Origin of the sequence: Actinomyces oris (assembly GCF_001937445.1) — a bacterium.
In the GTDB taxonomy this organism is placed as follows: Bacteria; Actinomycetota; Actinomycetes; order Actinomycetales; family Actinomycetaceae; genus Actinomyces; species Actinomyces acetigenes.
The window spans coordinates 148,226-161,102 of record NZ_MSKS01000006.1 but is presented as its reverse complement, the minus strand read 5'-3'; the positions used below and the strand labels follow the sequence as shown (position 1 = coordinate 161,102).

The 12,877-nt window shown below is 66.7% G+C and carries 8 protein-coding genes and 1 CRISPR repeat array; of the genes, 6 read left to right on the top strand and 2 right to left on the bottom strand.

Annotated elements, in window-relative coordinates:
- The first annotated feature begins 133 nt into the window (after positions 1-133).
- From cas3g to csb2, 5 genes are all read left to right on the top strand, one after another.
- Positions 134-2,911, top strand: a complete 2,778-nt coding sequence (gene cas3g, locus BKH20_RS02095; RefSeq protein WP_075389734.1) for a type I-G CRISPR-associated helicase/endonuclease Cas3g — start codon at positions 134-136, stop codon at positions 2,909-2,911.
- Positions 2,904-3,815 (top strand): hypothetical protein, encoded by a 912-nt coding sequence (locus tag BKH20_RS02090; RefSeq protein WP_256692982.1) that lies wholly within the window; start codon positions 2,904-2,906, stop codon positions 3,813-3,815. The genes cas3g and BKH20_RS02090 overlap by 8 nt, the downstream gene beginning before the upstream one ends.
- 24 nt (positions 3,816-3,839) lie before the next feature.
- The gene (locus BKH20_RS02085) at positions 3,840-4,415 is read left to right on the top strand and encodes a type I-E CRISPR-associated protein Cas6/Cse3/CasE (RefSeq protein ID WP_075389732.1); all 576 of its coding nucleotides are present in this window, start codon (positions 3,840-3,842) and stop codon (positions 4,413-4,415) included.
- Between the two features lie 64 nt (positions 4,416-4,479).
- Positions 4,480-5,691 (top strand): type I-G CRISPR-associated RAMP protein Csb1/Cas7g, encoded by a 1,212-nt coding sequence (gene cas7g / locus BKH20_RS02080; RefSeq protein ID WP_075389731.1) that lies wholly within the window; start codon positions 4,480-4,482, stop codon positions 5,689-5,691.
- A complete protein-coding gene (gene csb2, locus BKH20_RS02075; RefSeq protein ID WP_075389730.1) occupies positions 5,684-7,000 on the top strand; it encodes a type I-G CRISPR-associated protein Csb2 in 1,317 nt (438 codons plus the stop codon). Before cas7g ends, csb2 begins: the two co-directional genes overlap by 8 nt.
- A gap of 18 nt (positions 7,001-7,018) precedes the next feature.
- Positions 7,019-7,656: direct repeats of the CRISPR family, unit length 28 nt; unit sequence GTCAGCCCCGCGCACGCGGGGGTAGAGG.
- Positions 7,657-8,815: 1,159 nt separating this feature from the next.
- Here the strand turns inward: csb2 and BKH20_RS02070 are convergent.
- Both BKH20_RS02070 and BKH20_RS02065 read right to left on the bottom strand, forming a co-directional pair.
- Positions 8,816-9,742: an ADP-ribosylglycohydrolase family protein gene (locus tag BKH20_RS02070; RefSeq protein WP_075389729.1), complete on the bottom strand. Its 927-nt coding sequence runs from the start codon at positions 9,740-9,742 to the stop codon at positions 8,816-8,818.
- A gap of 173 nt (positions 9,743-9,915) precedes the next feature.
- Positions 9,916-11,472, bottom strand: a complete 1,557-nt coding sequence (locus BKH20_RS02065) for a DUF4832 domain-containing protein (RefSeq protein WP_075389728.1) — start codon at positions 11,470-11,472, stop codon at positions 9,916-9,918.
- Between the two features lie 312 nt (positions 11,473-11,784).
- Between BKH20_RS02065 and serC the strand changes: the two genes are divergently transcribed.
- Positions 11,785-12,864 (top strand): 3-phosphoserine/phosphohydroxythreonine transaminase, encoded by a 1,080-nt coding sequence (gene serC, locus BKH20_RS02060; RefSeq protein ID WP_075389757.1) that lies wholly within the window; start codon positions 11,785-11,787, stop codon positions 12,862-12,864.
- Positions 12,865-12,877: the final 13 nt, after the last annotated feature.

Sequence of the window (12,877 nt, the reverse complement as noted above, 5' to 3'; positions counted from 1 at the left end):
GAGGCACATCGGCTCCACAGCTGGTGGAGGTAGCGGATTATCAATGGTTCGCACGGAAGTGCTGGCGGTGCTGCCCCAGGGGACTGGGGGTTGAACTTATCTATGGTAAGACCAACTTCTCAGGAGTGTTGATGTGAGCCGCCTCGACTTCGCAGAGCTCTTCCGCGAGATCACTGGGCATGAACCCAGGGACTACCAGGTGCGCCTGGCCGAGCGCCTCGCCCAGGGAGAGCCGCCGTCCCACCTCAGCGTCCCGACCGGGATGGGCAAGACCCTCGCGGTCCTCATCGGGTGGTTGTACGCGCTGGCACAGGACGCCGAGCAGGTAAGCCGGCGTCGTCGGAAGCGGGTGGTCCCCCTGAGACTGCATCTCGTTGTCGACCGGCGCGCCGTCGTCGATGACTCCTTCGAGGCGGCGCAAAGGATCAGAAAGGCGCTCGCAGAAGGTGCAGGTGACCGGTCGGCGGTGAGGCGCGTGGCCGAGGTGCTGCGCTCGGCTTTCGCGATCCCTGCTGAGGCGGAGGTGCTCGAGGTGCGTCGCCTGCGCGGCGGGCTCGCTGATACTGATCGAGACCTCACGGAGCACACGCGCTACCCCTCGCGCCCAGCCATCATCCTGGGAACACTCGACATGACCGTGTCCCGTCTGCTGTTCCGCGGCTACCAGCTCTCGCCCTACCGCCGCAGCATCGATGCCGCGCTGACTGGCTTGGATGCATTCTGGGTCCTCGACGAGGCGCACCTCTCCAAACAGGCCCTGACCACCTTGTTCGTGCTCCGCAGCGAAGAGAGCAGGCTCGAGGATCGTTGTGGTGACAGCGTCCCGGGCCTGCAGGTCATGGCGATGACGGCGACACCCATGACGCTTCCCACCCTCCACCGGGGGGCCGACCAGGAACCGACTCCCGGTCTCAGCCTGGACTGGGAGGAGGAGTGCCGCCTCGATCCGCAACTGGCTGCGCGGCGGGCGCATCGTGACGGTGTCCCAGTGGACGTTCACTGCGTGGAAGGCAAAGCGGCAGCCGCTCTCACGGAGCAGGCGTGTAGCCGCGCGAAGGAGCTGAGCCGGGGAGAGTCGCTGGTCGTCTTCTGCAACACCCTGGACACCGTCAAGAAGGTCGTGGCCGGGTTGAAGAAGCAGGCCCGAAAGCTGAAGGAGCAGGCTCCTCACGTGGACGTCATGGTCGGCGGGATGCCTGCTCGCCGTGGCGAGCACGTCGTGAAGGGACTCTGCCCTTATCGGACGGGGGCCGAGGGCCGTCAGGACGCTCAGGCCACCGTCGTCGTGGCCACATCGACTCTGGAGGTTGGTGCCGACCTCGACTTCACCCACCTCCTGACGGAGAGCTGTCAGGCCGGCTCCCTGGTGCAGCGCCTAGGACGGGTCAACCGGGTCGGAGCCCGCTCCGACGGCAGCGTGACCATCGTTCACTCCACCACGAGTAAGGACCCGATCCACGGCGGAGCCGCAGACGCCGTCGTCGAGCTGATCGACGGAGCCACCACCCTCGGTGAGGTGGTGAAGCGGCTCGATGAGGCTGACGGGCGAGAGGAGCTGGTGAACGCGACTCAGGTCCCGGTCATCATCCCTCCGAATGTCTTCGCCGCCTACCTGCGCACCCTGGGATCCCGCAACGACGCCCCGGTCCACCCGTGGATCCGGCCACTGGCCGATCCACGGCCGGACACATTCATCGTTTTCCGCAAGAGTGTGGGAGACCTCGCCGGTGTCAGTTCCGATGCCCTCCAAGAGGACCTGACTCTTTGGCGGCCCGATCTTCGAGCCGAGGCCTGGAGCATCCCGCTGAACGATGCTCGGGAGGTAGCGAAACAGGCGGTGAAAACGCAGCCCCTCGTCATCATCGATCCGACGTTGCAGGAGCCGCGCGTCCTTGAGGCCGGGGACTCTCTTCCCGATCTGGTTCCCGGTCAGATCCTCGTCTTGGCGCCGAGCGACGACAGCAACCCCTATGGGCTGGAGAACGCCGGTCGTGACTACTCCGAGCAGCACGTCATGCCCGGCGCCACGGCTGAGGAGGTGTCCAAGGAGCTGGTGTCCCTCGCGACGGGGACGAGCCGGAGGGAGGCGGTTATCCTCACGGACCTGTCCGGGGGTGACTTGCGAACCGACGACCCGTACGCCGACCTCCTGGAAGAGGCGGCCCTGCTCGCAGTGCCACCGGGCTGGCAGATCATCGACGACGTTCTTGGCGCTGACAGTCTTCACCCGTGGCTCCGCCTGCGGCTTGTGGAGGCCGCCACCGAAGGTCCCGCGAGCACCGAGGATGACGCCGACGAGTGCACCCTGTGGGGCCACGGAGACCGGGTGGGTGAGCGTGCAGGACAGTGGGCCCGAGCCGTCGGTCTGCCGGAGAGCCTGGTGGAGGACCTCGTCACGGCCGGGCGCCATCATGACGATGGCAAGGCCGATCCCAGGATGCAGGCCGCACTGGGCGCAGCCGTGGATGAGAGCGGTTTCCTCCTTCTTGAGGAGTCGAGGCAGCGGGAGCGTCGAAGGCCGCTGAGCAAGTCTCGGCTCCCTCGCAGGTACTGGAACCGCTCCATGCGCATGGCTGGCGTTCCCTCCGGCTGGAGGCACGAAGCGGCCTCCGCTGATCGCCTGGAGGAGCAGCTGGAAAAGGGTGAGCGGACGGCGCACGATCCCGACCTGGTGATGCATCTGGTTCTCAGTCACCACGGCCGCTTCCGAGGCCCAGGACCGGTGTGCCTGCCTGAGCACGGAACAGCTCCACGGCATCAGGACCCGTGTGGCCCTTCTTGGGCTGAGGCCATGAACCGTTTCCACCGTCTCAATGATCGCTACGGCCCCTACACCCTGGCGCTGGTCGAGGCGATCCTTCGCCTGGCTGACTGGGACGTCTCGCAAGAACTGGAGCAGAACCATGAGTAGCGTGCAATGCCCTGATGAGCCTGCCGAGTACCGCCTGACTGCGCTGCCGGGAAATCGCGCAGCCTATGTTCTGGCGACCTGGGGACTGGTCTCGTTACTGCCGGGGGCGACGCTCCGTTTCGAGGGGGAGGCAGTCCCCGTCGTCGGCTATGGCGGGGACACGGATGAGCTGGTGAAGGTAGCCGCTCGTGGCCTGGTGGAGCGAACCTGGGGCCTCGGGGAGCGTGGGTTGCGCGGTATTACCACGACGACGCCCACGCGATCTGCGGTCAACGTCCTGTCACATGCCGGCTGGCAGGCCGCCGACAAGACGAGCGACCTCAGGGCATGTGGGCCGGTAGCCGTCTTCGATACGTCAGCGACGTCAGCCGAGCGGTTGAAGAGTACGGGCATGCAGGATCTCCAGGTCCGCTCCTCGGCGTTGACCTTGCTCAGCGGCAAGAGCCATACCGCCAAGTCGGTGCAGGACACCTGGAGGCTCATGGGTGCGTCACGGGCCACTGCCGACGATGCTGTCGCTGCGGGGGCGGCACACCTTGATCGACTTGTGCACGGTGACCTTGCCGTTGCTCGGGCCAAGCCGGGGCTGCGCTTCTCCGCCAGCCAGGCGACCCCGCGTATTACCAGCGGATCGGAGGAGTGCGACGTTTACCCGCTCGTGGATCTCCTGGCCTTCTGCGGGCACCTGCTCCTCCAGCCGCAGCAGCGTGAGATGACGCGAGAGTATCCGGCCAAGGCCCTTACCTGGGTGCTGCACCCGGTTCCCCTCACGACGGAGGCGATCATCGATCTGCACGAGTCCCCACCGCCCGAACTGCCGTGGCGCCGGTGGACATCCCTCATTCGCGGCACCGGTTCTACGGCCAAAGTGACATCGTTCGGGCCCGCCCACCCCGGGGCATGAGAGAGAAAGAGGTGACAACAACCCATGCCTGATCAGATCGCAGTCCTCCCGCTGGCGAAGGCGCTATCGGACCTGGAGACACCTGATGCCGTCCATCGCCGCGCCATGTCGTACTTGCCGGATCTCAGAGGCGCTTCGCGGTCGATTCGCGCAGACCTCGGCGTCCTGTACCGCCTGGCCCTACCAACCGAGTACGGCGGGCGGAAGGGTTCCCTGGTCATCAGATTCCGGGCCGATATCGATCTGCCCGGAACGCAGGCCATCGAGGCGCCGTCAGGGTTCGCTGTCGGTCAGCGCTTCACTGTTCGAGTGGTGGCTGAGAAGCGTCATGCCGATGAATCCGGAAAGAACCGCGTTCGCGCCGTCCTCGACGAAGAAGCTCACGGATGGGCCACCGATTTGCTGGAGCGCCATGGTCTGGAGGTCAGTGAGCTGACGGTCTCGCCGAGGTGGTTCGTGGGCCGACGAGGCGGACGCTCCTTCACGCTCCGGGACCTCACCGGCACGGTGAACAGTATCAGTGAGACTGGCGCATCCGCCTACCACCAGGGCATCGGGAGGGGGAAGGCCTACGGCTACGGAATGCCTCTGGTGCTGTGAGGGCGTGAATGAGAGTGGTGCTCGACCAGTATGACAATAGATATGCAGATAAGGAGTTTGGACGATGACGACGGCTCAGGAATTTCGCTCCACCATCGGTGCCCTTATGGAGGAGGGTGCGGTGGCTGGAATCAGCGTGACCAGTAAATACGACTCATTGGCAGGAATGACCGTGACACCGCCGGCGGGCACGATCCGTCAGGACGGCAAGATTGTCGGCTTCTTTGAAACTGTCGACGATGGGAAGGCGGCCACAATTGATACGTGGGGATCCCAGGCCTCGCGGTGCGAGGTGCTTCTCGCTAGTCGCTTCAGAGGGGGAACCAACACCCTCGCTGAGGTGCTGGGTTTCCCCATGGTGGTCCTCGTCGATGAGGACGGAGAGGTGCTGACCACCTCCGTGGAGCTCTCGCACCGGCAGGCCGACGCCACGTGGAGGCTCATACGAGACGAGCTCACCGCCAAGGGGGTCGATTTTGAGGGAATTCAGAATGCCACTCGCTCCCAGCCGGATGCTCTGCTCACTGGATTCCCCACAGCGATTCCCTTCGGATGGTGGCACTCGCAGACGAAGCGCTCCCAGAAGGCTGTTGATGAAGCCAATAAGGGAGGGAAGAAAAGTGGGCGCAAGGATGCTGGTGAGCTGAATGCGACGCGAGACAAATATCTTGGTTACTACGTCATGAACCCTGCGGAGTCGCGTTCTGCGAGACTGTTCACGTCGGAGATTATTGCGACTGGCGTGTCTGAGCGCCGTCGTATGGCCGGGAAAACGGATCCGCTCTTCGCGGCAACCAGTAATAAAACGACGATTCGTGGAGTAAAGCTTTCCGCTCTGGGGATTGGATCGTTGCCTCCGCTTGATATTTCTGAGGCTCCGTCAGATTTAACGTACGACTCTATCGTGGGGAAGGCCTTCTTCTCCCTTGCTGGGTTGAGGACATTCGCCTTCTCTCGCTCGGAGCCTGCGCGAGCGCTGGTGGTCAGCCTGACCCTGCTGCTGTACCGACTGCTGCAGGAACGGCTGGACCTGCGCGCAGGGGCGGAACTGCGTCTGCGCGAGCCGGGCCTCGAGGTCAAGGTCGAGAGGCACGGAGCACCCTCCGAGCCCCTCGCACTGCCGGAGGTTGATGAGCTGGTGGACCTCGTGCGTGACCTGGGTCAGGAGATCGGTTGGAACGGCGCCACCACGGTCACGATCACCCACAACTCCCCGCTGGGAAAGATCATCCTGGATGTCGACGGGCGCAAGACTGACGGACGCAGTGATGAGTGATCCGACCATCACGGCCTCGTTCCCCCTCGGAGAGTTCAACGCGCACGATGGAGAAGGGCGCGCCGAATGGCCGCCGGCTCCAGCGCGGGTACTGGCCGCGATGCTGTCTGCCGCCCATGGCCTCGGAGAAGGCATCACCGAGGTCGAGGCTCTCTTCCGATGCCTTCCTCCACGGATCACCGCCCCTCTGGCCGGTGAGCGTCAGATCGGTTACCGGCGGTGGGTTCCCGTCAACAACGAGTTGAAGATGGACAAGAACGGTTCGCCGACCGGGATTGTCGACCGAAACGACCGCCTCCTGGAGAAGCAGGCGAAAGATCCCGAGTGCGGCATGATGGTCGGTACCGGCCGGGACGACGTCGTGCGTTGGACCTTCGCCGTTGATGGCCCAGTCGATCTGGGCATTCTGCAGAAGGTGGCGCGGTTTGTGGAGTACCTCGGGCGTCCGACCTCACCCGTGCTGCTCGACGTCGTCGACGGTGCTGTCGAGGTGCCACCTGGCCATTTCTGTTGGGAACCGGACCCGACGGGCTGGATTCAGCTGCGGGTGGGAACGGAAGGACTCCTGGCTGCTTTGGACGCCCGCGAGGAGGAGCGGCGCCGCAGCACCGTGACGGGGACGCATCCGTATATGGGCGTGCGACCCACCGCTCCCTACCGGCTCGTGGGTGTGCAGTCCGGTGATGGGGCTGCGCCTGATACTCGGGAGCTGCTGCGCACGTGCTCGCTCTACCGAATGCCCCACAGTGGGCGACAAGGCGCAATTCTGGTGCATGCCTCCGACGCTGCTCTCGTCATGGAGCAGCTGCGAGACTCCCTTGAAGAAACAGGCTGGATGCTGCCACTCATCGGTGGACTGGGCCGCCGTCACCTGCCCGTCCTGCGGGGGGTGCTCGTGGCCGGGGGGCCTCGGCTTCCATCCGTGGGACTCGCGGTGAGAACGGGGGTGGTTGAGGCCAGACTCGCCGAGACCAGGACGATGGCTTCTCTGCCTCGAGTTCTGCGGGCCGCCACCGCTCCATCGTCGCTGTGGACCACCGTTGTGCCGACGGCGGAGGAACCTGAAGGCATCATGGACATACTCGAGGAATGCGCCTCGGGGCTCGGTTGCGGACTCGTTGAGGTCGAGCGTCACTCAGAGTCGCGAAGCGACGGAAGTGTCGATGTGCAGGAGGACAACGGGCGCTGGCACGTCTCGGTCGCCTTCGACGCGGAGGTGCCCGGGCCGGTGGTCTTCGACGGCACCCTCATGGTTCCCCTGGGAGCCACCACCTTGGCAGTGAACCCGCGGCGCCCCCGAACCGATTAACATCGCAGGTCAGCAAGTGTCAGCCCCGCGCACGCGGGGGTAGAGGCTGGGGGCTGGGGGCGTGGAGAGGGCAGGTGGCGTCAGCCCCGCGCACGCGGGGGTAGAGGCGGCCAGGAGACCTGCCCGGTCGGCTTGCGTGTGTCAGCCCCGCGCACGCGGGGGTAGAGGCGAGGCGAAGTTCTTCCAGCAGTGGCCCGAGTTGTCAGCCCCGCGCACGCGGGGGTAGAGGCCACGCGTACCACACTGCACGCCGCGAGCCGCGGTCAGCCCCGCGCACGCGGGGGTAGAGGGCGGGATAGCGGCCTCTATGCGGCTGGTATTGAGTCAGCCCCGCGCACGCGGGGGTAGAGGCTCTACCGGGTACGACAAGAAGCTCATGAGTCTGTCAGCCCCGCGCACGCGGGGGTAGAGGGGAGGTTGGGTGGATCGACAAGGACGGCATTGAGTCAGCCCCGCGTATGCGGGGGTAGAGGCAGCGAATCGACGTGCTGAACCAGGTGTCGGCTGTCAGCCCCGTGCATGCGGGGGTAAAGGCGTGAAGTCGAAGCCGTGCACCGCGCGGTTCTTGTCAGCCCCGCGTGCGCGGGGGTAGAGGCTGCTCAGTGAAAGGCCCCGTCGTGTGCATCTCGTCAGCCCCGCGCATGTGGGGGTAGAGGGAGGATAGCGGCGGCCGGTCTCAGTCATGGTGTTCCTTCCCGAGAGGTGTACCCTGACCAGGAGGGCGGGGATTGAAGATGGTTCGGTCATTTTCAACCCCCGCCGTCTCTTACTTCCGGTGCTTGCCGTCACCGTCCGGCGGCCAGGTGAGCCGCAGTGCTTCAGCCCCGCGTACGCGGGGGGTCGAGGGTTGACGGCGAAGGCGCAGCGCACGGTAACCGTGTCAGCCCCGTGTATGCCGGGGGTAAAGGGACAGACACGCTCATCGGATGGGCCAAGTGGGTGTCAGCCCCGCGCATGCGGGGGTAGAGGGTGGTAGATGTCCTTGCCAGGGGTGTAGCCCGGGTCAGCCTCGCGCACGCGGGGGTAGAGGGCCGAGTACGTTGTCGGCATTCACTGCCATTGGGTCAGCCCCGCGTATGCGGGGGTGGAGGGGAGTACGCCGACAAGACCGTCTACGGCCTGTCGTCAGCCCCGCGTAAGCGGGGGTAGAGGCACCGATGACGTAGCCTACAAGATTACGGGTACGGTCAGCCCCGTGCACGCGGGGATAGAGGCTGGTCCCGCATCCGGGCCGCCAGCCCGAGAAGGTCAGCCCTGTATATGCGGGGGTAGAGGCACCTACCTCGACAACCGCCGGGCCGCTCTCATGTCAGCCCCGCGTACGCGGGGGTATGGGGATGATGGCGGCGGCCAGCGAGGCGATCATGACGCGGCGGCGGCCGGTCTCAGTCATGGTGTTCCTTCCCGAGAGGATGTACCCTGACCAGGAGGGCGGGGATTGAAGATGCTAGTTCCATTTTCAATCCCCGCCGTCTCTCACTTCCGGTGCTTGCCGTTACCGTCCGGCGGCCAGGTGAGCCGCAGTGCGTCAGCCTCGCGTAAGCGGGGTACACGGACCTGCGGTCGACGCTGTCATGGGCAGGACCTGAGATGAGGGCACCCGGCTCCGCCGCTGAGACCACGCAGGACCTCGCGGAGTCGAGTACGTCAGCAGCTCAGTGTCCACGGTGCTGACATTAGCGGTCCCGTCGTCGGAAGGCCCAGTAGGAATCGTTGGAATTCCGCGGTTCTTTCTTGGATTGTCGCATCGGAGTGGCGTTAATGTCAGCGTTGTGGACACTGACGCCCCGCCAGACCGCTGTCAGCGGCCGCTCCTCAGCCGGCCGCGACCTTGAAGGTTCCGACCCGCCCCGCGATCCCCGCCGCCAGGTCCTCGATCATCCTGGCGTCGTGGAGACGGGCCAGCCAGCCCTCCGGGATGCCGCTGCGCCCGTACAGCGCCCCAGCCAGCTGACCGTAGATGGCCCCGACGGTGTCGGCGTCGTCGCCCAGGTTCACGGCCAGCAGCGCCCCGTCGAGGAAGGTGTCGGTCCTGGCCAAAGCCCACAGCGCCGCCTCCAGGCTGTGCAGGACGTAGCCCGACGACGAGATGTCCTCGCGCTCCTTGACCCGGTAGGAGCCACTCAGGATCGCCGCCAGCTCGGGGCTGGTCACCTGCCCGGCCAGGTCGGCGGCCAGCGCATGCAGCTGTGCGTGCGACGCCCCCTGGATGGCGGCCGCGATCAGCCGGCCGTAGGCCCCGCACGCCTCAACGCACTCGACGGCGGGATGGGTGGTGCGCGAGCTGTCGGCGCAGAGCCGCCCCGCAGTCTCGAGGTCGTCGCAGAAGGCCATTGCGACCGGTGCCAGGCGCATCAGCGACCCGTTGCCCGCGCTCATCCCACCAGCCGTCATGCGGTAGGGCTCGCCGGTGGCCTCGAACTCCCCCAGGGCGGTGAGGGTCTGGTTGCCGATGTCGAAGCACCGGCCCGTGCTGCTGAGGTACCCGTCGCGGTACCAGTGGACAAACCGGGCCAGCTGGTCGCGGGGATCGTAGGCCCCGGTCTCCACCAGGCTCGCGGCGATGCACAGCGCCATGGACGTGTCGTCAGTCCACTGCCCGGGCGCCAGACGGAACACCCCGCCACCCACCATGTCGGTGACCGGCGAGAAGGAGTCACGGGCCTGGAACTCGACGGTGGTACCCAGGGCGTCGCCCACTGCCAGCCCCAGGAGACTGCCCACAATCCGATCCTCATGCATGGGACCACAGTACAGAGGATGAGCGGAGGACGACCGGGGAATGACGGCGCCTCAGGCGGCCACCCGGACCCGGCCCGGGGCGGCCGGCTCTCGGCCGGCTCCGAGCCGGCTCCGGGCCGGGCCCCGCCAGGACCCACCGGCATTCCGTCAGGACTCCGCCGTCGGGCCCCGGCCTACTTGGTGGGGGTGCGGCCCAGGGTGAGGTAGCCGGGAAGCGTCTGGTCCTGGCCGGCGCTGGAGAAGCGCAGCGGCTGACCCGACTCCAGCGGGTTGACCACGCGCACCAGGATCGTGTTTTGTCCAGCCGGGTCCGCCGGGAGCTGCCCGGAGAAGGTCTGGGTCTTGCCGACTGCGATCTTGCGCAGGTCGCCGCTGAGTGTGGTGCGCCCGACCTCCATGCCGTTGGAGGTGTTGATGGCCACCGCCTCCACGTTCCAGTTGTAGTAGAAGGGCGCCACCCCGTTGTTGGCGATCTGCACCTCGACCTTGCCGTTGCGCATCCGCCAGCGCGCCACCGCCAGGTCGTAGCCGGTCTCGGCGGAGGCCTGCACGGTCCGCTCGCGCTCGGAGCTGTTGAGCGTCGTGGTGAAGGCCCAGTTGTCCACCAGCCAGCTCGCGTGCGTGGCCTTGATGGAGGCGTTGATGTCCACCGTTCCTCCGTTGGAGCCCGAGGCCATGCAGCTGCCCGGGTTGCGCACGGAGCACTCCTGGATGCCCGGGTAGACCTCGCCGCCGATCGGGTGCTGCTGCCAGGCCTGGTCCGCCTTGGCCTGCTTCAGCTGCGGCAGGAAGTGCCAGTCGGCGGTGTCCATCGTCGCGTAGCCGAAGGAGTCGTCGTGGTAGCCGACCCCGCGCTTGACCGTCTCCGCGGACGGGTAGCGCGCCAGCGTCGGCGTCACCTGGAAGGCTCCGTCCCAGGTGTCGATGAGGGTGTTCTGGTTGGCCGCCGACGGCATCCAGTTCTCGCCGGAGGGGTTCTCCCCGGAGACCTTGCCGTTCATCGGATAGGTGTGCCCCTCTCCCCAGAAGCCCACCAGGCCGTGGGTGATGAAGGCCAGGCGCGGGTCGCCGTCGTACTGCTGGCCCAGGGCGGAGATGAAGCCGGTGAGCATCGACATCATCTCGGGGTCGTTGTAGTCCGGCGCCAGCGACTGGCCCGGCGCGTTGCCGTTGAACGTGTACTCGTGGGTCGCCACCGCGTGGGAGCTCAGCAGGTAGGCCGGTATGCCGCTGGGGCGCCCGGGGTAGTCGACGTAGAAGCGCAGCACCGCCTGGTGCCCGCGCGAGGCGATGGCGTTGAGGTGCGCATCGAGCTTGTCCCAGGAGTACGAGCCGGGCCCGGTGACGACGTCGCTGACCGGCAGCGTCAGCCACTCCATCGTGTAGGGCGGGGCGTTGTCCTGAAGCGCTGGCGAGTGGGAGGCGTCCGACGGCGCGAAGGGCATCATGCCCTTGAGTGGGTTGGCCTCCGGCGTGGCCGCCGCGGAGACCTCCGTCCAGGCCCGGTTGCAGTTGCAGGCCCGGAACCCGGTGGCCAGGGACACCACGGCGACGAGCGCCACGAGGACGGCGCCCAAGCGCGGCTTGCGCCCCCTGCGGAGCCGGTCGAGCATCTGGCGTCCCAGGGAGGGCGTGCGATCAGAACCTGGGCCGTGCGATTGCTGCGCGGCCCTCGGCTTGGAGCCGGAAGCTGCTGCAGAAGTGGTCTCGTCGTGCTGTGAATCGATCATGAAAACTTGTCAGGTAGGGACTTGGGTGTGGGTAAACCCTACCGGCCAGTTGAGCGGTCCACCTGTGCTATCGCTGACAACGTGCCCAGTTGACGGAGTGGAGGGTCTGTGTCACTCGTACTTTTGGCGGACATGAGAATTTCGTGCCGCGCTGCGCCTCGTTCCGGCTGCGGTCCGACGTCGGCGGGTGGCGTCGGCCAGGCAGAACGTCGAGGGGATCGATGAGGCCTTCCGGGGCGGGACGCAATGAGAGGCGTCGTCGCCATGCGGGACGAGATTGCCGCCGCGCGCATAAGCGGCCATGATGACTCCGTGCGCGTCTTCAATTTTTCCGCCGGTCCTGCCCAGCTCCCCCTGCCCGTCCTCGAGCAGGCCGCCTCCGAGCTCACCAGCTGGGGCGGATCGGGAATGTCCATCCTGGAGGTCTCCCACCGCGGGGCCGACTTCGTGGCCTGCGCGGCCGACGCCGAAGCCACCCTGCGCCGCCTCCTGTCCGTCCCTGACAACTACCGTGTGCTCTTCCTCCAGGGCGGGGCCAGTGCCCAGTTCGCCGGCATCCCCCTCAACCTGACCGCCCCCGGTGACACGGTCGCCTACCTCAACACCGGCCAGTGGTCCGCCAAGGCCATCAAGCAGGCCGGCGCCTACGAGCTCGACGTCGTCGTGCCCGCCGACGAGGCCGCCTCCTCCTACACCACCACCCCCGAGCCCGGCTCCTTCACGGTGCCCGAGGCGGCCCGCTACCTGCACTACACCCCCAACGAGACCATCGGCGGCGTCGAGTTCGACTACGTGCCTGAGGCCGGCGAGGTCCCGCTCGTGGCCGACTTCTCCTCCACGATCCTCTCGCGGCCCATCGACGTCTCCCGCTACGGCCTCATCTACGCCGGCGCCCAGAAGAACATGGGGCCCTCGGGCCTGGCCGTCGTCATCGTGCGCGAGGACCTGCTGGGGCGGGCCCGCCCGGTGACCCCCACCATCCTGGACTACCAGAAGATGGCCGACGCCGACTCCATGCTCAACACGCCCCCCACCTTCGCCATCTACCTGCTGGGGCTCATCGGCCACTGGCTCGAGGACGGCGGCGGCCTGGAGGCGATGGCCGAGCGCAACCGCGCCAAGGCCAAGCTCCTCTACGGCTTCATCGACTCCTCCGACTTCTACACCAACCCGGTTCAGGAGCGCTCGCGGTCCTGGATGAACGTGCCCTTCACCCTGGCCGACCCCGCCCGCGACGCCGACTTCCTGGCCGGCGCCCAGGCCGCCGGGCTCACCAACCTCAAGGGCCACCGCTCCGTGGGCGGCATGCGCGCCTCCATCTACAACGCCATGCCGATCGAGGGCGTGCGCGCCCTCATCGACTACATGACCGACTTCGCCGCCCGGGCCTGAGCGCCCACTGGCT

Bases quoted from the DNA above. Each gene is read 5' to 3' on its own strand.
- BKH20_RS02090 (WP_256692982.1), top strand. From the start codon at position 2,904: ATGAGTAGCGTGCAATGCCCTGATGAGCCTGCCGAGTACCGCCTGACT.
- BKH20_RS02085 (WP_075389732.1), top strand. From the start codon at position 3,840: ATGCCTGATCAGATCGCAGTCCTCCCGCTGGCGAAGGCGCTATCGGAC.
- cas7g (WP_075389731.1), top strand. From the start codon at position 4,480: ATGACGACGGCTCAGGAATTTCGCTCCACCATCGGTGCCCTTATGGAG.
- csb2 (WP_075389730.1), top strand. From the start codon at position 5,684: ATGAGTGATCCGACCATCACGGCCTCGTTCCCCCTCGGAGAGTTCAAC.
- BKH20_RS02070 (WP_075389729.1), bottom strand. From the start codon at position 9,742: ATGCATGAGGATCGGATTGTGGGCAGTCTCCTGGGGCTGGCAGTGGGC.
- BKH20_RS02065 (WP_075389728.1), bottom strand. From the start codon at position 11,472: ATGATCGATTCACAGCACGACGAGACCACTTCTGCAGCAGCTTCCGGC.